The organism is Lysinibacillus sp. CD3-6 (assembly GCF_006351725.2).
Classification (GTDB): domain Bacteria; phylum Bacillota; class Bacilli; order Bacillales_A; family Planococcaceae; genus Lysinibacillus.
The window spans coordinates 701,516-725,621 of sequence record NZ_CP085880.1; the positions used below are offsets into that span (position 1 = coordinate 701,516).

Here is a 24,106-nt window from a genome sequence, read left to right on the forward strand (position 1 = left end):
CTATCAAATTTTACGAATGATGACTACATTTGACATTAAGTAATACAAGTAGAATAATAGAGAAAAATGTAAATTGTGAAATGGTGGAAAATGAATAGAAAAAGTATATTTCAGAGCTTGTTCATGCTATAATCAAATTGGATTCAAATGTAGATTAATTTTTTGAGGGGGAGAGACATGCTTTACGTGTCTTTAATAGCAGCATTCGTTGCTTCCATTTTGTTAACTCCACTAGTTAAACGTTTAGCGTTTAGAATTGGTGCCGTTGACGCGCCAAACTATCGAAAAGTACATGCACGCATAATGCCAAGGCTTGGTGGTCTGGCAATTTTCCTTGCGTTTTTAATAGGGGTGGCGTTTTTACAGCCACAAGGTGAAAATAGTTTAGCGATTATTATCGGAGCTTGTATTATTGTAGCAACTGGTGTCATTGATGATATGCGCGAAATTTCCGCAAAGGCAAAAATGCTTGGGCAAGTAGTAGCGGCCCTTATCGTTATTTTTGTTGGCGGAATTCAAATTGACTTTATTAACTTGCCATTTGGTGGCCAATTAGATTTCGGTTTCTTAAGTATTCCATTTACTATACTATGGATTGTTGGTATTACGAATGCGATTAACTTAATTGATGGCTTAGATGGTTTAGCTGCAGGTGTTTCTTCTATTGCACTAATCACATTATCAGGTATGGCATTTATAATGGGCGATATGTTCGTATTAGCCTTTGCAGCAATTTTAGCTGCAGCGACAATTGGTTTCTTATTTTATAACTTCCATCCAGCAAAAATCTTCATGGGAGATACTGGAGCACTATTTTTAGGATTTATGATTTCAGTATTAGCATTATTAGGATATAAAAACTTTACGATCATTTCGTTAATTATCCCAGTTATTATGCTAGGTGTACCGATTTCTGATACATTCTTTGCGATTGTTCGTCGCTTACGTATGAAGAAAAAATGGTCGGATCCAGATAAATCGCATTTACATCATCGATTATTGGATATGGGCTTTACACATCGTCAAACTGTACTGATTATATATGGCATTGCGATGATGTTCGGCTTAGCTGCTATTATCTTCTCAATGGCTAAATTATGGGGAGCAATTTTGCTTATTACAGTTATTTTAATCGCCATTGAAATTTTTGTTGAAATCATAGGACTCGCTGGCAAAAACTATAAACCGCTCTTAAATTTCATGCGGATTTTTAATAAATAACATTCGAACCAACTATACTGGACTATAGTTGCTCAGACAGAAGACAAACTCAAAGGCATTTGAGTTTGTCTTCTGTCTTTTTTGTACTATCGCGGAAAAACCTTGTTGCTTCGCGGAAATATAGGTCTAAAGCGCGGGAATAATCCCATGTAACGCGGAAAAAAGATGCCGTATCGCGGAAAAAGGGTCTTGAAGCGCGGAATAACTAAGCGGAAGCGAAAAACAACCAGTCACAGGTTAAATACCCGCAACTGGCTGTTTCTCAAAAACTCTATTGTGCTGACTCGTTAGTCGAACTGTCGTCGCCAGCTGCATTATCTTTATCTGTATTATTATTTGTTAACGTTGAAGATGAAGATTTTAAAGCTAAATGATTTTTAAGAATTTGTGATACGTCATCAACTGATTGCTGATCTAGTTGATAATAGTAAACACCTGTAGACATATCATCGTTACCTTCTAAAGTTAACGAATCGATGCGTGGTTTACCTTGTTTTAAATATGACAGGAATGATTTCATTTCACTAAATGTCATATTTGTTTTCATATTATCACCAATTGCTTTAATGACATCATCATACTTTGTAATAGAACCGACTGAAGCTACTTTATTTGTAATAGCTGTTAAAATTTCTTGTTGGCGAATACCACGTTGAATATCATTATCTTGTTTACGAGTACGGGCAAGTGCAAGTGCTTGACTACCACTTAAGTGCTGTAAACCTGGTTTTAAATTAATTGTATTACGATCAAATTCATCTTTTTCGTGTAATGCATATGGCACTTCTGCTTCGATGCCGCCTAATGCGTCGACAACATCAATAAATGCATTAAAGTTCATGCGCACGTAGTAGTCAATTGGTATATCTAGAAGTCCTTCAACTGTTTCAATTGTTGCTAGTGTACCGCCTAAAGCATGTGCATGGGTAATTTTATCTTTATAACCTACTGAAGGAATATAAACGTAAGAATCACGAGGGATACTTAACATTTTAATCGTTTTTGTGTTGTTGTTTAAAGTCGCTAAAATCAGAGCGTCTGAGCGTGAGTGATCAGAACCTTGTCCACGATTTTCGCTATCATCAACACCTACAAATAAAATCGAAACATTATCATGAACTGGTTCTACTTTTTCTTCTCTTAGTGTAGAAACATCGCGACCTTCTAATTCTTCATGAGCTGAGTTTGCAGCGTGCTCGGCTTGCTTTGTAATATATACTCCGTAGGCCGTAACGCAAATTAGGAAACTAGCAACAAGTAGTAATGCTACTTTTATAATGAAAGACGCTTTAGAAGACCTCTTTTTCCTTTTTACATTTGTTCTTTTCATATCTGGTATATTCTCCTCTTGATTTTGGGAATAATTACGCGATTGAACTAAATTTTATTCATAATAGCACAGAGGCGTAACTGAGTAAGTTAGCTCAATATTAAAATTATACTATGGACCTTCAGCATTAGACAATTAAAACTATTTATTTCACAATAAATTCGATAAATTGCGCACTCTCGAATGAGACAGAAGCTTGTCCATTTGTAAGTTCTGTAATCCAATTGGTAAACTGATTTTCTTCCTCTTTCAACACGGAAACAATGATTTCGACACCTTCTAAGTAGCGAATTTCCTCTAATGAGTAAGCGGAGTTGCGAATCTCATTTTCTACTTTTCCAAGCCAAGTGTAGTCGATGACAATTTTCATTAGGTGGTGTAGCTTGCGTTCGACAACTTGTGCAGCGAGTAATCCTTCTGTTGTTGCTTTACCGTAAGCACGAATAAGACCGCCGCCGCCCAATTTTATGCCACCAAAGTAGCGTGTGACGACAACGACCGTATCTTTTAAGCCTTGTTTTTTTAAAACCTCTAACATAGGGACGCCTGCCGTGCCACTAGGTTCCCCATCATCATTTGCCTTTTGGATATGATCATGCTCCCCAATTATATAAGCAGAGCAATTATGTGTCGCATTATGATGCATTTTTTTTATGCGCTCGATAAACAACATTGCATCCTCTTCGCTTTCAGCGCGTTCTATATAAGTGAGAAAGCGAGATTTAGATATTATGATTTCACTTTCTCCATAGCCTTTTACAGTTAAATAGTTATCTCTCATATGTGTCATTCTCCTTTAAAGTAGGGTTGTATGCTATAAATTTCATAAAGAAAAAGCATTAATTTTTATCATTGTGATGCTATAATAGGTTTAGACTTAGATTCTATGAAATTGGTCTTTCAAAATACTATGTGGTAATAAGGACATTAGACTGGGGAGTACACTATGTTTTCAAATGATACCTTCGATTTAAAGTCGCTTGATGACGTATTCAATCGAATGTTAGAAACAATAATGAGCTCTAAAGACGATATTTTCATTATAAGTGAACAAAGCCGTAGAAGCTTTGAAGATATGCAACGAGAGCTAGAAATTGTTCGAAAACAGATTTCAACTGTCATCGATGAAGGCGATGCTTTAGAAAAAAGCACGCAACTTGCTAAGCAAAGACTTGTGTTAGTGAGTAAAGCTTTTGATAATTATACCGAAGAACAAGTTAGAGATGCATATGAAACGGCCCATGATTTTCAATTGAAGCTCTCCGTCATTAAAACACAAGAAAAGCAACTGCGCGACAAAAGAGATGATTTAGAGCGACGTCTAAGAGGATTACTCGATACAATTGAACGTGCTGATCATATTGTTAATCAAGTAAATGTTATTTTAAATTATTTAACGTCTGATTTAAAAAATGTTGGGTTAGCGCTTGAACAAGCGAAAATGAAGCAAGATTTTGGTATACGAATAATCGCAGCGCAAGAAGAAGAGCGAAAACGTTTATCAAGAGAGATTCATGATGGACCTGCGCAAATGTTGGCCAATGTCTTAATGCGTACGGACTTAATTGAAAGAACGTATCGTGAAAAGGGCATTGAATATGCTTTGGCTGAAATTGCTGATTTGAAAAAAACAGTGCGCAATGCGCTATCAGAAGTGCGACGTATTATTTATGATTTACGTCCTATGGCACTCGATGATTTAGGTATTGTACCGACATTAAAGAAATATTTGTCGACTGTGACCGAATATAATCCGGGAGTTGAAATCCATTTTCAGTCAAGGAGTACAGAACAACGTATTCCATCAAACTATGAAGTATCCATTTTCCGTTTAGTTCAGGAATGTGTAACAAATGCTATGAAACACGGGAAATGTAAGGATATTTGGGTAAAGCTTGAATGGTTGAATAACGCGGTAAATATTGTCGTGAAAGATGATGGCGTTGGATTCGATCAAAAAGTTGTAAAAGATCATTCCTTTGGTATTTTAGGAATGCGAGAACGAATTGAAATATTAAATGGTACAATCTCAATTGAAAGCGAGATTAATAGAGGTACAACGGTACTATTTAAAATTCCGTTAGAAGTAGATTAAAGAATGTGTTGCAGAATTTTAGGGGGTAAAGACTTATGACGAAGATAATTATTGTAGATGATCACCAGCTATTCCGAGAAGGGGTTAAACGTATCTTAGATTTTGAAGATACGTTTGATGTAATTGCAGAAGGTGACGATGGCACAGATGTTGTAAACTTATATGCGGAAAATCAACCGGATGTTGTTTTAATGGACATCAATATGCCAGGAAAAAATGGTGTAGAGGCAACAGCTGATTTAATTGCAGAATTTCCAGATGCAAAAGTCATCATGCTATCTATCCATGATGATGAAACATATGTAACACATGCATTAAAATCAGGTGCACTTGGCTATATGCTAAAAGAGATGGATGCTGATGAAATCGTAGAAGCGATTAAAGTAGTGGCAAATGGCGGCTCTTATTTACATCCAAAAGTAACAAAAAATTTAGTAGCAGAATTCCGTCGCCTTTCTGAACATGAAAACAAAGGTAACTTCCATCAAACGGAAATTCGTCGTCCATTCCATTTACTAACAAAACGTGAATGTGAAGTTTTACAATTACTAACAGACGGTCAATCTAACCGTACAATCGGTGAGACACTGTTTATTTCTGAAAAAACGGTTAAAAACCACGTTTCAAGCATTTTACAAAAAATGAATGTAAACGACCGTACACAAGCCGTAGTAACTGCCATTAAAAATGGTTGGGTTGAAGTACGATAACTGCATAGTATAGTATTAAAGGCTGTTTTTAAAAGCTACTTTAACAGATAAAGTAGCTTTTAAGGCAGTTTTTTTTGTTGTGCAACATTTTAAATTAAAAGACGTCATAAGAATGATATAAGCACCTAAATGTAGAAAATGCGCAACAAAATTCCTACTAATGCATTTATATGCTACAATATTGCGCGGGAGGTTTTATGATGTTAAAGAAAAGTATTCTAGCAGTTTTAACCTTATTAGTGTTAACTGCCTGTGGCAATAAAGATGAAGACTTAACTGCAAAAGAGCGAGAAAAGGTTATTGAGGATGGTACAGTAGGCTTTGAAATGATGGGTGGAGAAGTCGAAAAAGCGACGAATGTACCAGTTAATGAGGAAGAAGCAATTTTAGCGGCGTTTGATGAATATATTGCCGCATTAAATGAAGAAGAAATTCATCGTTATATGAAAACGATATCTAAGAACCCAAAAGGCTTTAAATATGATGAAGAAAAAGTATTTGCAGAAGAAATATTTGACCAATTTGATACGAAACGTGATGTTACTAATGTAACGATTGCAAAGTATGGTCAGGAAGAAGCACAAGTATTTGCTAATATGACGATGCACTCTTTACAACTTGAGACGAATGTCGAACACGATAGTGCTGGACGACAAGTTACGGTATTTGTAAAAGAGGATGGGGCTTGGAAAGTGACGAGCGTCTTTTATATTGGTGATGATTCAAAATCTAGCACGGGCAATCAATAAGGGAAATTCTTCCCTTACTATACATAGGAAATGAATGTGAAGTGGACATCATCGTTTGAACTCGTACTTACTAGTAGTTCAATTAGGATGTAATTACGTTAGGTCGTAATTCAATTCACATTCATTTCTTTTTGAGGTAAACTTGGAACATAGGAGAGTGGACATGAATGAGGACGGCAATCGTAACAGACAGTACTGCATACATTACGCCAGAAGAACGAGCGCGCTTAAATATTCGTATGATTCCGTTAAGTGTAAACATCGCAGGTGAATTATTCGCAGAGGAAGTAGATATTACGGCTTCTGAATTTTATAATAAAGTACGTGGGGCAAAAGAATTCCCTAAAACAACACAGCCACCAATTGGTGAGTTTGCTGCTCTCTTTGAAGAGTTGGCAAATGATTATGACGAAGTAATTTCTATTCATTTATCAAGTGGTATAAGCGGTACATATCAAGGTGCTGTTCAAGCAGGAGAAATGGTGGAAGGTATTGATGTATTCGCATTTGACAGCGAGATTTCTTGTGCGGTTCAAGGCTTTTACGTGTTACGTGCAGCTGAAATGGCGGCGCAAGGTTGCACGGCACAAGAAATATTAGCAGCATTAGCGGACATGAAGCAGTCTATTCGTGCTTACTTCATTGTAGATGACTTAGCGCACTTACAACGTGGAGGCCGTCTATCTTCAGCAGCAGCTTTAATTGGAGGTTTATTACAAGTAAAGCCTGTTTTGCATTTTGTAGATAAGGTAATTGTACCTTTCGAAAAAATTCGTACACGTAAGAAAGCACTAAAGCGTGCAGAAGAATTACTAGCAGAAGATGCAAACAAGTATGACAAGATGGATGCAGTAGTCATACATGGTAACTGCCAAAAAGAAGCTGAAGAATGGTTAGCACAGCTCGCTGCAACCTATCCGAACGTAGACTTTAAATTGAGCTATTTCGGCCCAGTTATTGGCACACACCTTGGTGAAGGTGCGATGGGATTAGGCTGGACAAAAAAATAATATAAAAAAGTCTCTACAACTTGTTGTAGGGGCTTTTTTTATTTATTGTAGGCGAGAAATCTCTGATAGCGTGAGCGAATCGCCAGTAAACCTGGTTGAAACCTCAGATAGAAGCGCGTGAAACGCCGATAAACTCTGTCAAATCGCCGATAGAAGCGCGTGAAACGCCGATAAACTCTATCGAATCGCCGATAAACCTGAGTAAATCGCCGATAACCCTGCAGAACCCCCTGCTAGAACCATTATCACAAAAAGAAAGGAGCAAATTAGAATGAAATATAAAGGATGGCTGTTGCCTCCTACTTTACGAGATTTTCATGAAGGGCGTATATGGTTAATGGAACATTCACCATTTGCTAATCATGACATACAGTATGCTATTGATAAAAAGTATCTTCATATAATAGAAGGTATTCAAACAAGACCACGATTAAGATGTAACCGTTGCTATAATGATAAACCTCAGTTTTTTACGATGTTTGATTGCTCAAAATGCCAACAACAATGTGTGTATTGTAGACATTGTCTAAGCATGGGCAGAGTAAGTAGCTGCATGCAACTGATCATATGGCGAGGGCCGAAAGCTTATAGAAAAAGACAGCATCCACTCCAATGGACAGGCCAACTGACGGAACTTCAACAACAGGCGGCAAATGAGCTGCTTGAAAGTGTTAAAGCAGGTCGATGTCATTTGATTTCAGCGGTGTGTGGGGCTGGTAAGACAGAGCTGCTTTTTCAACCAGTACAGTATGCGCTAGAAAAAGGGATGCGCGTTTGTATTGCAGCGCCACGAACAGATGTTGTGCTAGAGTTGTTGCCACGCTTTCAAAAGGCTTTTCCTGAAACCGTCATTCACGCTTATTATAGTGGAGCGCCGCAGCAGAACGGTTATGCGCAACTAATACTGGCGACGACACATCAGCTATATCGCTTTGAACAGGCATTTGATGTCATGATTGTTGATGAGGCGGATGCATTCCCTTATTCATTCGATGAAACATTAGCAAGAGCCGTGAAAAAAGCCAAAACTGCAAAAGCCTCAACTTACTTTATTACAGCTACACCATCACAGACATTAATTGATCAGTTTAAATATTGCTCATCTATTCCAAAAAGATATCACAATAATCCTTTGCCAGTGCCACGCTTTAGCTCGCTATGGGGATATGAAAAAAGCTTAAAACGGGGAAGACTCCCGAGAAAGCTAAAAGTTTGGATAGAGGAGCGGCTAACTAAAAAAGAACCATTTCTTATTTTTTTACCGAAAGTTGAATTGTTGAAAATTGCCATGCCACTTTTTCAAAGGATACATGCAAATATTTTAGCCGTTCATGCTGACGACCCAGAACGAAAAGAAAAAGTACTTCAGCTACGTAATGAAGAAATTCCTGGATTAGTAACGACGACGATTTTAGAAAGAGGTATCACGATAAAAAATGTACAAGTCGCTGTTGTTGGGGCAGAATCGGCTATTTTTACTGGAAGTGCATTAATTCAAATAGCAGGACGGGTTGGGCGACATGAAGCTTATGCAGAGGGAGACGTCGTGTTTTTTCATCATGGCATCACAATCGCCATGGATGAAGCGCGCGAGAAAATAATTTATAACAATAAGGTAGGGTTCTCCCAATGAATAAAGTAGAAATGTTTTGTTTGCTATGTGCTCAGCCTTTGCAAATCGTTCCTAGCTGGAAAACACTTTTAATAAGACACTTCCCGCCTTGTCTTTGTGAAAAATGTTTCTCCAAATTTGAGCTTTCCTCAACAACGACAGCACTTTATCAATATAACGATGCAATGAAGAAGTATTTGCATCAATATAAATTTCTTCAAGACGTTGCACTTGCTAAAGTATTTCGACAGCAGATTCATACACAATTTAAATGTGAAGCAGCAACAATTATTCCGATTCCAATGCATCCGATTAAACAAAAAGAGCGTACCTTTTCACATACCGAGGAGCTTCTGAAAGCTGCAAATATTCCCTATACACAACTTTTAGAAAAAACGACAGTAGAAACACAAAGCTCCAAAAATAGGGAGCAACGTCTAAAATCAGCTTCACTTTTTCGACTAAATCCTGTAGCACAAGTTGAACATAAAGATTATCTCCTTTTTGACGATATACAAACTACAGGGACAACAATGCGGCATGCTAAACAGGTTTTACTAGAAGCAGGTGCCCGAAATGTTCGAACCTTCACATTAATTAATGGATGAAAATGCTAATACATCATGTATAATAGATTACGAATTTAGGATTCGTGTAATTAAATAGTGATCATGCAAGAGGAGGAAGAAGAGATGGCTGAGGTTCGAAATTGTCCAAAATGTAATGAGTTTTTTAATTATACTGGGGTCAGAGACGTATGTCATAAATGCGCACAATCAGAAGAGGAATTATATCAAATAGTATATCGTTTTTTACGAAAACGCGAAAATCGTGCGGCTACAGTGGAACGAATTGTGGAGGCAACTGGTGCTGAAGAGGAATTATTATATAAATGGGTTCGTAAAGGGCGTTTGCAGCCAGCAATGTTCCCGAACTTAGGTTATCCATGCGATAACTGCGGTCATTTAACGACAACAGGGAAACTGTGTACAAAATGCCAAGATGAATTAAAGTCAGATCTTCGTACATTTGAAGCAGCTAAGGAGTTCCGTGAAAGTGTAGCAGAGCATGATCGTGTAACTTATCATGCCGAACGTAAAAAGTAACAATTTGAAATAGGTTAATTTTACACAAGAGTTGAGCTTCCTTCACTTACATACGTGCAATGCTGATGCGATCTACCAAGCAAAATGTAACAGGGAATTGAGAATGACGAAGTTAAATTATACACCTTAAAGATGGTTGATAAGCGAAAGTGTGTTAATTTTAAACAAAATTAGCACACTTTTTTATATTTGAAAACTTAACATTGTTGGAGACAATCCGAAATAATAGTAAGATAAGCTTTTAAGATAGGGGGATGAATATGAAAATTACATCGTATGGTGTTAATGCTGTAAACGCATATAAAAATCAAGTACGTAATGTCAAATCTGGCGACAACAAAGCGTCATTCGCTGACAAAATTGAAATTTCAAAAGCAGCTCAAGAAATGCAAGGTGTAACGACGTACAGCACTGAACGAGCTGAACGCGTGCAACAATTAAAGGCAGATATTGATTCTGGAGAATATAAGGTCAATGCTCGTAAAGTTGCTGAAGATATGCTGAAATATTATCGCTTCTAGGAAATACAGAAAGGGTGCTTAGTAATATGACTGTAGAAACAATTTGTTCTACATTAACAATATTAGAGAGAATGCATAAAAGCTTACTCGAACTAGCCTTTAGAAAAACAGAAATTATTAAAGCTGGCGATATCGAAGCACTAGACCAAATGCTCAAGGATGAGCAGGCACATGTAGCGGCCATTGATAAGCTCGAGCAACAGCGTCAGGTACAGGTAACCGAATACCTTAAAGCAAAAGGAATTGCTTTAACTGACAAAATGTCTGTTGCTGATGTCATCGATGCTGCTGAACTAGAAACTGAAAAAGAAGCACTTTCAGCTGTTCGCAATCGACTAATGCTCATCATTAATGATTTACGAAAACAAAACGAACTCAATCAAAAAATGGTATTCCAATCATTACAATTTGTCAATCTAACATTAGATGCCCTACGCCCACGCCCAGAGCAAATAAATTACTCTGGTCGTGAGGTGCGTGGCACGAATACAGTAGCAAAAAAATCGTACTTCGATTCACAAGCTTAATTTTTAATCGTTACTAAAGGGAGGAATAATGATGCGCTCAACATTTATGGGCTTAGAAACTAGTAGAAGCGGTTTATTTACACAACAATCTGCTTTATATACAACAGGTCATAATATTTCAAATGCCAACACACTAGGTTACTCACGCCAACGAGTAAATATGCAAGCTACACCAGGTTTTCCAACAGCCGGTTTAAACACGCCTAATTACCCTGGACATATGGGAACAGGGGTAGAGACAGGATCTATTCAACGTATTCGCGATGAATTTATTGACCGTCAATATCGTCAGGAAACAAACAAGTTAGGTTATTGGGAATCACGTTCAAATGCTATTTCTCAAATGGAAGATATTATGGACGAACCTTCTCAGTACGGTTTAAACGCAGCATTAGAACAGTTCTGGAAAGGTCTACAAGATGTTAGTACAGGTCCAGAAAATGCGGCATCACGTAAAGTTGCTATCGAACGTGCCAACCATTTAGCCGAATCATTTAACTATATCGATACGCAATTAAAAACAATTCAAGGTAACTTAGGTAACGAAATTAGTGTTTCGACAAACCGCATCAATTCCTTACTAAAGCAAATTGCTTCTATTAATAAGCAAGTGCAAGAGGTTGAACCAAATGGTCATGTACCAAATGATTTATATGATGCTCGCGATGTGTTAATCGATGAATTAAATAGTTACATCCCAGTCTCAGTCGAACGTGTTCCTTCTGGTGGACTTGCTTCTAGTGTAGCTGAAGGCAGTGTAACTATTACATTTAAGCCATTTGGAACAAACACAGCTATTAAATTAGTGAATGGTAAAGATGCTGCTAGCATTGAAGTAAATAGTGGAACTACACAAATTGATGGAACGGATTTATCAAAAGTATTTACGAGCATCAATGTAGTTGGCACAGGTACAGCTGACTCAGGCACGATTACATATGACCAATTAGAGCCTGGCAAAGGTAAATTATTATCATTGATTAACTCTTATGGATATCAAGATGGAGCAAATGTTAAAGGCTATTATCCAGAAACGATGGCTAGCCTCGACAAACTTGCCTCAGAATTTGCAAATGTCTTTAATGCGATGCATAAGCAAGGGTATGATTTAACAGGTGCTCAAAGCACAATCGATTTCTTTGAACCAATTGATAATACAAAACCGATGTCTGCAGGAAATATTAAAGTGAATGCTGAGCTTTTGAAAGATTCTTCAAAATTGGCTGCTTCTAGCAAGCCAAATGAAGAAGGGAACGGAAAATGGGCACTTGAGCTTTCAAATATCCAATCAAAAGTTCAAGCAAATTTAGACGGCGCAACATTTAACACATTCTATCAAGGAATCATTGGTAAGCTCGGTGTCGATGGAGAAGAAGCAGCGCGCCTAAACGCCACTTCTGAAACACTACTTGTGACAATCAGCAACAGCCGTGCTTCCATCACTTCGGTATCGCTTGATGAAGAAATGACGAATATGATTACATTCCAACAAGCATATAACGCAAATGCACGTATGATTACTGTTATCGATGAAACATTAGACAAAATCATTAACGGCATGGGCCGTGTAGGAATTTAACTAAAAAATAAATGAGTACGACTAAAGGAAGGAGCTTTTACAAACATGCGCGTAACACAATCCATGTTATCGAATAACATGCTTCTAAACTTAAATAATAGCTACGGAAAAATGTCCAAGCTACAAGATCAAATCACTTCAGGCTCTAAAATCACGAGACCTTCAGACGACCCTGTTGTAGCAGTTAAAGGAATGGGCTATCGACGTGATTTAGGGCAAGTTGAACAGTACACACGTAATATGAATGAAGTGAACAACTGGCTCGATACATCTGACGAATCATTAAATCAAGTAGGCGAGCAGATGAAGCGAGTTCGTGAGCTGGTAATTCAAGCGGCGAATGATACGAATACACCAGATGAGCGAGCGAAAGCGAAAGCCGAAATCGATCAAATTCGTAAACAAATTCAAGATGTAGCGAACACAAAAGTGGGAGATCGCTATATTTTCAGTGGTACAAAAACAGGACAACCATTATTTATAAATGGCACACTTAACAATGCAAATGTCAATTCTGAAGATGTTAAGATTGAAGTATATGATGGAATTCAAATGACAGTGAATACTGCTGGCATGGATTTATTTAAAAGTGTTGATGATATGATGGGCAAAATTTCAGATGTTCTAGACCCGAATAGAATTCCACTTGCTACAAGTGACGAAATTAGTTCAACACTAGGTGGTGTTACAAGTACAAGCACTGACGATGACATTACAACAATGCACAATAAAATTCTTGAAACGCAGGCGGATGTTGGTGCACGCCAAAATCGTGTGGAATTAATGGAAAACCGCTTATCTATTCGCGAAATTAGTGTGACGAAGCAATTATCGAATAACGAAGACGTTGATTATTCAAAAGCTATTACAGAGATGGTAACGTCAGAATCGATTCATCAGGCAGCATTATCTGTCGGCGCTAAAATTATTCAACAATCTTTAGTTGATTTTATTAGATAAATACAATTGATTTTCCTACTAATAAAACCAAGCGTTTGAACATTTTGTTCAGACGCTTTTCTTGAAAGGAGAAGTGTACATGAGACTCCCACAAATCCAAATTCGTACTACGGACGCACAAATTGACCTTAATATTGCCAAGCCACAGCAATACATTAAACAACCAAGTGCTACGCAGCATATTGAACAGCCTGCCGCTATACTCGAGATTAATACAACACGCAGTGTGCTGAAAATTGATTCATCCCAAGCAAGACGTGATTTAGGCTTAATTGGACCATTAGAATCAAGTGCAAATTATGCGCAAAAAGGGAAACAAGAAGCAATGAAGGGTATGGCACGAAGAGCAAGGGAAGGCCGACAAATGATGGAGGGCGCCGGCAAAGATCAGGGAAGAGCAACAATCCAAAATATCGCCAAACAAAACCATGGCCCACACCGTGTGCAATTTAATATAAAATTTGTGCCATCTGTTGATTCCGTAAAAATCGACTATACGCCAGGTACAACTGACGTCAATATACAACGAAGAGAACCAGTAATTGACGCCCAAGTGAACAAACCGATACATGAATACACACCAGGTAAAGTAACTGGTACAATGATACAAAGACCAGATGTTGACATTGATGTCATCGTTTAAAGGAGTGCACCCGAAAATATGAAAATAGCTACTAAATTTTTAGGAGAAGTAGAAATCGTTGAACATGATATCCTGACTTTTGAACATGGCTTATTAGGATTAGAAGAAGAAAGAGAGTTTGTCTTACTACCAATCGATGCAGACCTGCCGCTTGCATTACTTCAGTCTGTTCAACATGTCGAAATCGGCTTTGTCGTTGCCTATCCATTTGCATTCAAAAAAGATTATAGCTTTGATATTAGCGAAGAGGATCGCGAGCAATTACAAATTGATAAACAAGAAGATGTTCTTCCATATGCCATTGTCACAATGAAAGAAACATTCCAAGAATCTACAATAAACTTATTAGCACCCGTTATTTTAAATATAAATAAAAAACGTGGTAAGCAAATCGTTCTCCAAGATAGTAAAGCCTATCCATTGCGCTATCCAATGTTGCCTTTGGAAGGAAGTGCGAAATAATGCTAGTACTTTCACGAAAAAAAGATGAGTCAATTATGATAGGTGATCAAATCGAAATTAAAATATTAGCAGTTGAAGGTGACCAAATTAAACTTGGCATAGTTGCGCCTAAAACAGTAAAAGTACATCGCTCTGAAGTTTTTGAAGCAATCCAAGCACAAAATAAAGAAGCACTTTCTTCTTCAGCAAATTTTTTAGAACAACTTAAGAGAAAATAGTTACTATTTTTAATGGTAAATGAAAGCTTCAAATCTATTACATAAAAAAATAAAAAAACTTTTAAAAAAACTATTAAACTTTTCCAACTACTAACGATATATAGATTGTAGGGTAAGGGAAGTACATATATACAACCTAAACCGACAATATTCCACACGGATGTGGAATAACAAAACAAACATTCAAGGAGGAATTCCAAATGAGAATTCAACACAACATTTCAGCTTTAAACACACACCGTAACCTTTCTTTCAACAACACTGAAGCTTCTAAAAATCTTGAGAAGTTATCTTCTGGTTACAAAATTAACCGTGCTGGCGATGACGCTGCAGGTTTAGCAATCTCTGAAAAAATGCGCGGACAAATCCGTGGTCTTGACATGGCTACTAAAAACGCTCAAGATTCAGTATCTTTAATCCAAACTGCTGAGGGTGCTCTTAACGAAACACACTCTATCCTACAACGTATGCGTGAATTAGCAGTACAATCTGCGAACGATACAAACGTATCTACAGACCGTGATGCACTTCAAAAAGAAGTTGATGCATTAACTTCTGAGATTACTCGTATTTCAACAGATACAGAGTTCAATACTCAAAAATTATTAAACAGCAGCTTTAAAGCTAAAGTATTCCACATTGGTGCAAACAAAGACCAAAATATTTCATTAACAATCAAAGATATGGGTGCTAAAGGTATTGGTGTAAGTGGAGTTAAGATTGACAAACAATCTACAGCTAACAAAGCAATCTCTACTATCAACAAAGCTTTAGAAACAGTATCTACACAACGTTCTGCTCTTGGTGCAGTTCAAAACCGTTTAGAGCACACAATCAACAACTTAGGTGCTACATCAGAAAACTTAACAGCTGCTGAATCACGTATCCGTGACACAGATATGGCGAAAGAAATGATGGGCTTCACTAAGAACAATATCTTAATGCAAGCTGCTCAATCTATGTTAGCGCAAGCTAACCAACAACCACAAGGTGTACTACAATTATTACAATAATTCTTAAATGATTAAGAAGAAGGCTCTCTCTATTAATTGAGAGGGCCTTCTTTATTTTTTTAAAAGAATGCCGATATACAAAATGAGGTGATTGATAGATTTATGGAATTACTAAATATAAAATGTATAACTGCAAAAGACGGCAATGAAACGTTTGAAGTGAATGGTTATTTATTGCATAGTAAATATAATCCTTCACGGGAAGCTGAAAGTTTAATTAAGAAAGAAATTAATAAACAATATATTAATGTTATTTTTGGATATGGAAGAGGTTACCTTGCAAATGCGCTAGTAAAAGAAAAAATAAGTAATGAAAAAATATTATTTATTGAACCAATTACTACTTTTGATAAATTTGATACTAAACAATATGATATTGTATTTGGAGATAATTTAGATGAAATTCAAGAAGCTATTGATGGAAAGCTCCGCTTTTTTAGTAGAAAAATTAATGTAATCTGTGCCCCCAATTATGATAAAATTTTCTCCTCTTTATATGTGAATGTTTTAAAAAAGGTGAAAGATATACAAAGTCTAAATGTTGTTTACAATAATACAGTTAGAGATTTGAGTGTTACTTGGCAGGAAAATAGTATTCGTAATATGCTTCCAACATATATTAATGGTTCGTTAAATGTATTAGAAAAGTATTATAATTGTCCAGTAATAGTTGCATCTGGGGGGCCGTCATTAACTAAGCAACTCGATATGCTGAAGGGTGTTAGAAAAAATGTTATATTAATTGCTGCAGGTTCAACTGTAAATACTTTAATAACACATAATATTGAACCTGATTATATTATCTCAATCGATGGCTCTGAAATAAATTATAATTCTCACTTTAAAGATTTAAAAGTAAAGTCAGCTGAACTTATGTATGCTTCAACTAGTCATTATAAAATACAGCAAAATTTTAAAAATAGACAATATGCTTTTTTGGATACTAGGGAAAATAAGTTTAAAGAGCATGTAAATAAGACACTTGGAATCGACTTACCTAATATATTAGGAGGTGGATCGGTAGCAAATTTTGCATTAAGTATTGCTCGTTATTTATCTACAGGACCAATAGCATTAATAGGGCAGGATTTAGCTTATACTGAAGGTAAGACGCATGCCGAGGGGAACAAGAATTTAAAAGCAGCTGATTCAGCGTTTCTCACTTTTCAAGGAGCATTTGAAATAGAAGGTTACTATGGAGATAAAGTGATGACGGATTACTCATTATTTTCAATGAAAGAAAGCTTTGAGGAAATAATGAAACAGATTGAAGACCCTGATACAATTTTCAATTGTACTGAGGGTGGATTGAAGATAAGGAATATTCAGCAAAAATCCTTTGAGCATTTCTGTCATCAATTTGTAAATCGGAGTAATGAAGTGAAATTATATAATGAAAAAGAGAACAAAAAGAATTTGGCTAATTATATAAGTACTGCAAGAGAGGAGATTAGAATTTATAAAAGTATTATTTTAGAGTTAAAGTTAGCTCAACATGCGTTAGGAAAAAATACTTTAACTACAGAATTTGCTCCTAGTATATTAAAAACGTTAGACGAAGTAGATATTAAGGTAGCAAAATTAATGAAAAAAGTAGTTATGGAGCGTATTAATGATCCCATTACATTAGACGTTATGACTAATTATGAGGCAAAAGGTGAAGAAACTCCAGAACAAACATACCAACGTGTGTTTGAACAGAATAAAGAGTTATATGACAGACTATGCAAGGCTACTGAACAATCTATTCAGTATACACTAGATACAATAAGAGAAGCTGAAGAGCTTATGGGGGAGTAACAATGGAGATTAAAGAACTAATCGGAAGTTATAATGACTATGTAAAGAAGATACCAGTTGGAGCTATATATATTGCTAACTATTTACGTGAGGACAATCTAAATAATGCTTTAACAGCGATTAAAGATTTTTCTGAAGGTGTACTTTGGCTTTCTGAAGCAAGTGACCTATTAGTAAAAAACGGTGCTGAAGCAGCATTAAATATTGAACAAATACAGGAGTTTTTAATAGAGGTCAACGATGGCTTAGAAAAGCAAGATTACGTATTAGTTGCCGATATGTTTGAATACGAAATAGCACCTTTTTTTGAAGCAGTAGTTAAAGCAAATGGTACGGTACAATAAGTTGCAATGGCAAGTAGTACAAGCTAAAAATGAAGAACATACATTACAACTTAATGGGGTCTTTATCTATAGTAAATACAGACCAAAAGAAGATGCCTTACGCTGGATAAATGCTGAGTTTAATTCAGTGGCAAAAAGTTACGTATTAATTGGTTTGGGTTTAGGATATCATTTAAAGGCTCTTGTTAGTCAAAGTAAAAATAAACCAGTCACAGTATATTATTTTGATAAACAAGAATACGAATTGTTTTTAGCTCATAATACTGATCTTTGGTGGGAACAGGAAAATATACATATAGTTCATGAATTTAGTCAAACAGAACTTCATGATAATGTTCAGATTTTACTTCCAAATGTCTGGATTAAAGGGATTGGCCAAAGTCATCCCTTATTTTCAATTTTAGAAATGATAAAAATAAACCAACTTTCTTTTAAAAGAGATTCTAGTAAAATGGAAGAAAATTTTTACTGCAATACTATTTTAGATGACGATATTATTCAAGTAAAAAAGCAACGTATTATTGGTTGTATAGTTGCAGCAGGACCATCGTTGGACGAAACAATACGATGGTTAAAGAAGTATCAACATCAGGTGGATATTTATGTTGTAGGGGCGGCATTAAAAAAATTATTGAAAAATGGAATTATACCAAAAGGTGCAATTTTATCAGATGCTAATGATGAAACTATACTCCAGTTTCAAGATTTAAATTTTGATGGTGAGTTGTATTATTTATGTACTGCAAACTATAAAAGCGTAAAACTACATGGTAGCAAGCGTTATATACTTTTCCAACAAGGATATAAATTAGCTGAGAGAGAAGCTGAAAAGCGGAATGCACCTTTAATTGAAACAGGGGGATCTGTAGGGACTACAACTTTTAGCTTACTTGAATATTTAGGATATGAAACTGTAGTTTTATTTGGTCAAGATTTGGGATTCTCGGGTAATCATACGCATGCAACAGATTCTACATCAGGGAGAAATGCTTCTAATAGTACTTTTTTAAGAAATATAAAAGCAAATGATGGCAGTGATATCCATACAACAGCAATGTTTCAAGTGTTTTGGTATTGGTATAATCAAAAAATGGAAAAAACAAAAGTGAAAGTATTTAATACAGCTATTAAAGGAGCTAAAATAAAAAATGTTCCTTTGATAAGTGAAGAGGAATTTGTACAATTAATAAAAAAATGAATAATTTTTTAGAAGAAGAGGGATAAGTGTGATGCAAAAAAAAATTTTAGTAACAGGTGCCGATGGCTTCATAGGCTCACATTTAACGGAAACATTAGTACGACAAGGTTATGATGTTCGTGCATTTGTTTATTATAATTCATTTAATTCATGGGGCTGGTTAGATCAGTCATCATCGGATATTAAATCATCATTGGATGTGTTTTCAGGGGATATTCGTGATCCATATGGTGTCAAAGAAGCAATGAAGGGGTGTACGCATGTCCTTAATTTAGCAGCGCTAATTGCAATTCCGTATTCCTACCATTCTCCTGCAACTTATGTAGATACAAATGTAACAGGGACGTTAAATGTTGTACAAGCAGCGAAAGAGTTAGGTGTAGAAAAGGTTGTTCATACTTCTACAAGTGAAGTATATGGAACAGCGTTATATGTACCAATTGATGAAGAGCATCCATTACAAGGACAATCGCCATATTCTGCATCAAAAATAGGCGCTGATCAAATGGCTTTGTCATTTTATCGCTCATTTGATACACCTGTATCTATTATTCGTCCATTTAATACATATGGACCACGCCAATCTGCACGCGCGGTTATACCGACGATTATTAGTCAACTGGCAAGTGGCAAAACGAACATAAAGCTTGGAGCTATAAGCCCTACACGTGATTTTAACTATGTAAAAGATACAGTTAACGGTTTTATATCTGTAATGAATTCCACTAATTCAATCGGTGAAGTCATTAATATCGGATCAAATTATGAGGTTTCTATTGGCGAAACTGCAGAAATGATTGCTGATATTATGGGTGTAGATTTAACAATCGAAACGGATGAACAACGCCTTCGTCCTGAAAAAAGTGAAGTCGAACGTCTTTGGGCTGAGAACAAAAAGGCGAAGGAATTACTTGGGTGGGAGCCACAATATGGTGGCAAAGATGGCTTCCGTAGAGGTCTTGAAGAAACAATAGAATGGTTTACAAATCCTAAGAACTTATCTCAATATAAGGCAGATGTTTATAATATATGAATACGCAATGGTTGGAATTTGCAGATAATGTAAAGCAGTTTTATGGAAAAGAGTTTGTGCCTTTACATGAGCCCACATTCAATGATAAAGAAGTTGAATATGTCACGGATTGTGTAAAAACAGGTTGGGTTTCTTCAGTTGGCGCATATGTTAATCGTTTTGAGGAGGATTTAGCTAAATTTGTCGGTGTAAAGCGAGCGGTTGCTGTTGTAAATGGTACAGCTGCACTGCATATAGCATTAAAAGTTGCAGGCGTAAAAGCTGAAGATGAAGTGTTGATGCCGTCACTTACTTTTATTGCAACAGCCAATGCTGTGTCATATTTAGGCGCTGTTCCACATTTTATAGATGTTTCTCTTAATACTTTAGGTGTAGATGCAGATAAATTACAAATCTATATAGAAAAAATTGGAAAAATACAAAATAATCAGCTTTATAATAGAGAAACGGGAAGACGTATTTCAGCACTTGTACCGATGCATACATTTGGTCATGCAGTTGATGTGGAAGGATTACTTAAAGTATGTGAAATGTATAATTTGACTCTTGTTGAAGATGCCGCAGAGTCATTAGGTTCCTATTATAAAGGAAAACATACAGGCGGTTTTGGAAAAGTAAGTGCATTGAGCTTTAACGGCAATAAAATAATGACAACTGGCGGTGGCGGCGCGATTGTGACAAATGATGATGCAATAGCTGACTATGCAAAACACATAACAACCACTGCTAAAATTCCGCATCGCTGGGCATATGAGCACGATGAAATCGGATTTAATTACCGCTTGCCGAATTTAAATGCAGCGTTAGGCTGTGCGCAATTAGAAAAATTGCCGATGTTTATACAACAAAAACGCGAATTAACGAAGCACTATGAGCAATGGCTAGGTAATTTAGATGGCGTCCATCTATTTAAAGAGCCTGCAAATACTAAAAGCAATTATTGGCTACAAACAATTTTATTAGATGAACGATTTAATCGTGATGAGGTGTTGGACTTTTTAAATGAGCAAGGTGTAATGAGTCGCCCTATTTGGACACCGATGCACCACTTAGCAATTTATCAAAACTGCCCGAAATCAGATTTAAGTGTGACAGAGCAGTTAAATAGAAGTGTAATCAATATTCCCAGCACACCAATAAGTGAGGGATTACGATGAAACGTAAAATTTGTATTGTAACTGGTACTAGAGCAGAGTACGGGTTACTTTCCAATCTTGCAAAGAAACTTCAGGAAGATAAAGAATTTGACTTACAGATGGTTGTAACAGGGATGCACCTATCTCCAGAGTTTGGAAGCACATATGAAGAAATTGAAAATGATGGTTTTTTGATTAATGAAAAAATAGAAATTCTTTTATCTGCGGATTCTCCCACTGGTATTGTGAAATCGATGGGACTAGCCACAATTAGTTTTGCAGATGCACTTAACCGTTTACAACCAGATTTAATTATCATTTTAGGTGACCGTTTTGAAATGTTAGCAGTCGCTCAAACGGCACTTATTATGCAAATACCTATTGCACATTTACATGGAGGTGAATGTACATTTGGAGCGTATGATGATGCTATTCGTCATTCCATTACAAAAATGGCTACCTGGCATTTTACAAGTACAGAATCCCATCGTAAACGTGTTATTCAATTAGGTGAATCTCCAGAATGTGTCTATAATGTCGGTGCTCTCGGAATAGAAAATATTGCGAATTTGAACCTTTTGACGCGACATGAACTATATCAAAAACTTCAGCTTGATGAGCAACGTCCTATGTTTTTAATAACATATCATCCTGAAACGAATGGTCATACTAATGGGATAAACGAGTTGTTAAAGGCATTAGAAAATTACCCCGAAATAAATTTAGTGTTTACTAAATCGAATGCTGATAATGGGGGAAGGATGATTAATGAATCTATTCAACAATTCATTTTAAAACATAGTAATGCTAAATTATTTGACTCACTTGGTCAATTAAAGTATTTAAGTGCAGTGAAGAATGCTGATGTTGTTATTGGAAATTCTTCGAGTGGTCTAATAGAAGTTCCTTATTTAGAAACACCTACTGTTAATTGTGGAAACCGTCAAGAAGGGCGTGAGCATCCCAATTCAGTATTTAATACAAATATGGATGTTGAAAATATATATAATACTATTGAAAAAGCAAGAAAGTTTAGCGATAAGTATGAACATATATTCGGTGATGGAATAGTATCTGAAAAAATAATTACAGTATTACGCGATTTACCATCATTTTCTATTCAAAAGGGGTTTTATGATTTATGAGTAGTAAGACATATATCATCGCTGAAGCCGGTGTTAATCATAATGGTTCATTGAAAATGGCAAAAGAGCTTGTAATGGTTGCAAAAGAAGCAGGGGCAGACGCTGTAAAATTTCAAACATTTAAAGCAGAAAACCTTGTTACTAAGCAGGCTCAACAAGCGACATATCAAGTTGAAAACTTGAAAGAAGAAACATCTCAATTTGCAATGCTAAAAAAGCTAGAATTAACGTTCGAGGAATTTGTTGAATTGCAATCATTTTGTAAAACAGAGCAAATAGAATTTCTATCGACACCTTTTGACTTTGAAAGTGTCGATTTTTTGCTAGAGGACATTGCAATTGCAACGGCTAAGATACCTTCGGGAGAATTAACGAATGCACCGTTTATTCATTATATCGCAACCAAACAAAAACCAATTATCTTATCAACTGGAATGGCAACTGTCGAGGAGATTCATGAGGCACTAGCATTTATATCATATGGTTTAGTGAAATCTAAGGAACCTGTTACGATCGAGAACGTATTTAATTTCTATGCTACTGAAGAAGCGAAAGAAGCGTTAAAAAGATATGTAACAATTCTACATTGTACAACACAATATCCAGCGCAAATGGATTCAATTAATTTAAAAGCAATGATTGAAATGGAAAAAATCTTTCAATTACCTATTGGTTTATCAGACCATTCTGAAGGGATCAATATCCCTATAGCGGCAGTTGGTTTGGGGGCAACAGTAATAGAAAAGCATTTCACATTAGATAAAACATTAGAAGGACCAGACCATGTGGCCTCTTTAAATCCAGAAGAACTTAAGTTAATGATTAAAGGAATCAGAGAAGTAGAACAGGCACTAGGAGATGGCATAAAAAGTCCAACACCTATAGAACTTCAAAATCGTATTCCTGCAAGGAAAAGCTTAGTCGCTAAAAATCCGATACAAGCAGGTGAAATATTCTCTGTTACCAATTTAACTATAAAAAGACCTGGAAGTGGTATCCAACCTTCGAAATACTGGTCTCTCATCGGTGAAATTGCTTCAAATTCATATGAAGAGGATGAGCTAATAGATGAATAAACCAATTATAATTATTGGGAATGGAGGACATGCGTCTGTATTAACAGAAATTTTACTTGCACAGAATCAAACGATTATCGGGTATACTGCACCGACTATAGAAGAGAATGCTTTTGATTTAGCTTACTTAGGATCTGATGAGATAATACAAGAACATAATCCGTCTGATATTGAACTAGTACTTGCTATAGGGACAATTAAGCCGTCACCAATACGAGAAAAAATATTTAATATCTTTACCCAAAAAAATTATCAATTTAAATCTGTTATACATCCTTCAGCCATTATTGCTCCTTCCGTTCAATTGGGACAAGGAGTTCAAATAATGGCTGGTACTATTATTCAAACGAATACAACAGTTGCCGATAATAGTATTATAAATACTGGTGCGCTGATTGATCATGATTGTCAAATAGGTTCCCATATACACATTGCGCCAGGTTCTAAAATATCTGGCAGTGTCCATATACAAAAAGGGACACATGTGGGAACCGGTGCAACTATTATCCAAGGCATTCATATAGGGTCAAATTGTTTAATTGGTGCAGGAGCAGTCGTGGTTAGGAACATTGCTGATGGTATAAAGGCAGTTGGCGTACCTGCAAAGGAAGTGTAATC

General features: G+C 36.2%; 26 protein-coding genes. 24 read left to right on the forward strand and 2 right to left on the reverse strand.

Annotated elements, in window-relative coordinates; translation table 11 throughout:
- Positions 1–177 precede the first annotated feature (177 nt).
- Positions 178–1,221, forward strand: coding sequence for a glycosyltransferase family 4 protein (locus tag FH508_RS03140; protein WP_173479694.1), 1,044 nt, complete (start codon positions 178–180; stop codon positions 1,219–1,221).
- Between the two features lie 271 nt (positions 1,222–1,492).
- Here the strand turns inward: FH508_RS03140 and FH508_RS03145 are convergent, their stop codons facing one another.
- Complete coding sequence (locus tag FH508_RS03145) at positions 1,493–2,551, reverse strand: LCP family protein (RefSeq protein ID WP_173479693.1); 1,059 nt, start codon at positions 2,549–2,551, stop codon at positions 1,493–1,495.
- A 145-nt stretch (positions 2,552–2,696) separates the two neighbouring features.
- Positions 2,697–3,332 (reverse strand): YigZ family protein, encoded by a 636-nt coding sequence (locus tag FH508_RS03150; RefSeq protein ID WP_173479692.1) that lies wholly within the window; start codon positions 3,330–3,332, stop codon positions 2,697–2,699.
- A 165-nt stretch (positions 3,333–3,497) separates the two neighbouring features.
- Between FH508_RS03150 and FH508_RS03155 the strand changes: the two genes are divergently transcribed.
- The 23 genes from FH508_RS03155 to FH508_RS03265 all read left to right on the forward strand — a co-directional run bounded on the left by FH508_RS03155 (position 3,498) and on the right by FH508_RS03265 (position 24,104).
- On the forward strand, positions 3,498–4,646 hold the full coding sequence (locus tag FH508_RS03155) for a sensor histidine kinase (protein WP_173479691.1): 1,149 nt from the start codon (positions 3,498–3,500) through the stop codon (positions 4,644–4,646).
- 35 nt (positions 4,647–4,681) lie between these two features.
- Positions 4,682–5,356: a response regulator gene (locus tag FH508_RS03160; RefSeq protein ID WP_173479690.1), complete on the forward strand. Its 675-nt coding sequence runs from the start codon at positions 4,682–4,684 to the stop codon at positions 5,354–5,356.
- A 197-nt stretch (positions 5,357–5,553) separates the two neighbouring features.
- Complete coding sequence (locus tag FH508_RS03165; protein WP_228134367.1) at positions 5,554–6,105, forward strand: DUF3225 domain-containing protein; 552 nt, start codon at positions 5,554–5,556, stop codon at positions 6,103–6,105.
- Positions 6,106–6,272: 167 nt separating this feature from the next.
- On the forward strand, positions 6,273–7,115 hold the full coding sequence (locus FH508_RS03170; RefSeq protein ID WP_173479688.1) for a DegV family protein: 843 nt from the start codon (positions 6,273–6,275) through the stop codon (positions 7,113–7,115).
- Positions 7,116–7,386: 271 nt separating this feature from the next.
- A complete protein-coding gene (locus FH508_RS03175; RefSeq protein WP_173479687.1) occupies positions 7,387–8,748 on the forward strand; it encodes an ATP-dependent helicase ComFA in 1,362 nt (453 codons plus the stop codon).
- On the forward strand, positions 8,745–9,335 hold the full coding sequence (locus FH508_RS03180; protein ID WP_173479686.1) for a ComF family protein: 591 nt from the start codon (positions 8,745–8,747) through the stop codon (positions 9,333–9,335). Before FH508_RS03175 ends, FH508_RS03180 begins: the two co-directional genes overlap by 4 nt.
- An 84-nt stretch (positions 9,336–9,419) precedes the next feature.
- A complete protein-coding gene (locus tag FH508_RS03185; protein WP_173479685.1) occupies positions 9,420–9,833 on the forward strand; it encodes a TIGR03826 family flagellar region protein in 414 nt (137 codons plus the stop codon).
- 260 nt (positions 9,834–10,093) lie between these two features.
- Entirely contained in the window at positions 10,094–10,354 is a 261-nt protein-coding gene (gene flgM, locus FH508_RS03190; protein ID WP_173479684.1) for a flagellar biosynthesis anti-sigma factor FlgM, read from the forward strand.
- Between the two features lie 26 nt (positions 10,355–10,380).
- A complete protein-coding gene (locus FH508_RS03195; RefSeq protein WP_173479683.1) occupies positions 10,381–10,881 on the forward strand; it encodes a flagellar protein FlgN in 501 nt (166 codons plus the stop codon).
- A 31-nt stretch (positions 10,882–10,912) separates the two neighbouring features.
- Positions 10,913–12,460, forward strand: coding sequence for a flagellar hook-associated protein FlgK (flgK, locus tag FH508_RS03200; protein WP_173479682.1), 1,548 nt, complete (start codon positions 10,913–10,915; stop codon positions 12,458–12,460).
- A 45-nt stretch (positions 12,461–12,505) separates the two neighbouring features.
- Positions 12,506–13,420, forward strand: coding sequence for a flagellar hook-associated protein FlgL (gene flgL, locus FH508_RS03205; RefSeq protein ID WP_139860225.1), 915 nt, complete (start codon positions 12,506–12,508; stop codon positions 13,418–13,420).
- 79 nt (positions 13,421–13,499) lie between these two features.
- On the forward strand, positions 13,500–14,063 hold the full coding sequence (locus tag FH508_RS03210; RefSeq protein WP_139860227.1) for a DUF6470 family protein: 564 nt from the start codon (positions 13,500–13,502) through the stop codon (positions 14,061–14,063).
- Positions 14,064–14,081: 18 nt separating this feature from the next.
- Positions 14,082–14,525: a flagellar assembly protein FliW gene (gene fliW / locus FH508_RS03215; RefSeq protein ID WP_139860229.1), complete on the forward strand. Its 444-nt coding sequence runs from the start codon at positions 14,082–14,084 to the stop codon at positions 14,523–14,525.
- Positions 14,525–14,743 (forward strand): carbon storage regulator CsrA, encoded by a 219-nt coding sequence (gene csrA, locus FH508_RS03220; RefSeq protein WP_139860231.1) that lies wholly within the window; start codon positions 14,525–14,527, stop codon positions 14,741–14,743. Before fliW ends, csrA begins: the two co-directional genes overlap by 1 nt.
- Before the next feature lie 200 nt (positions 14,744–14,943).
- Entirely contained in the window at positions 14,944–15,756 is an 813-nt protein-coding gene (locus FH508_RS03225) for a flagellin N-terminal helical domain-containing protein (protein ID WP_139860233.1), read from the forward strand.
- A 102-nt stretch (positions 15,757–15,858) separates the two neighbouring features.
- Positions 15,859–17,556, forward strand: coding sequence for a motility associated factor glycosyltransferase family protein (locus FH508_RS03230; protein ID WP_217270375.1), 1,698 nt, complete (start codon positions 15,859–15,861; stop codon positions 17,554–17,556).
- 2 nt (positions 17,557–17,558) lie between these two features.
- Complete coding sequence (locus FH508_RS03235) at positions 17,559–17,900, forward strand: DUF8042 domain-containing protein (RefSeq protein ID WP_173479680.1); 342 nt, start codon at positions 17,559–17,561, stop codon at positions 17,898–17,900.
- Between the two features lies 1 nt (position 17,901).
- Positions 17,902–19,098: a motility associated factor glycosyltransferase family protein gene (locus tag FH508_RS03240; protein ID WP_173479679.1), complete on the forward strand. Its 1,197-nt coding sequence runs from the start codon at positions 17,902–17,904 to the stop codon at positions 19,096–19,098.
- 31 nt (positions 19,099–19,129) lie between these two features.
- A complete protein-coding gene (locus tag FH508_RS03245; RefSeq protein ID WP_173479736.1) occupies positions 19,130–20,131 on the forward strand; it encodes an NAD-dependent 4,6-dehydratase LegB in 1,002 nt (333 codons plus the stop codon).
- Complete coding sequence (locus FH508_RS03250) at positions 20,128–21,288, forward strand: LegC family aminotransferase (RefSeq protein ID WP_173479678.1); 1,161 nt, start codon at positions 20,128–20,130, stop codon at positions 21,286–21,288. Before FH508_RS03245 ends, FH508_RS03250 begins: the two co-directional genes overlap by 4 nt.
- Positions 21,285–22,412 (forward strand): UDP-N-acetylglucosamine 2-epimerase, encoded by a 1,128-nt coding sequence (gene neuC / locus FH508_RS03255; RefSeq protein WP_173479677.1) that lies wholly within the window; start codon positions 21,285–21,287, stop codon positions 22,410–22,412. The genes FH508_RS03250 and neuC overlap by 4 nt, the downstream gene beginning before the upstream one ends.
- On the forward strand, positions 22,409–23,488 hold the full coding sequence (gene neuB / locus FH508_RS03260) for an N-acetylneuraminate synthase (RefSeq protein ID WP_173479676.1): 1,080 nt from the start codon (positions 22,409–22,411) through the stop codon (positions 23,486–23,488). Before neuC ends, neuB begins: the two co-directional genes overlap by 4 nt.
- Positions 23,481–24,104: an acetyltransferase gene (locus FH508_RS03265; RefSeq protein ID WP_173479675.1), complete on the forward strand. Its 624-nt coding sequence runs from the start codon at positions 23,481–23,483 to the stop codon at positions 24,102–24,104. Before neuB ends, FH508_RS03265 begins: the two co-directional genes overlap by 8 nt.
- Positions 24,105–24,106: the final 2 nt, after the last annotated feature.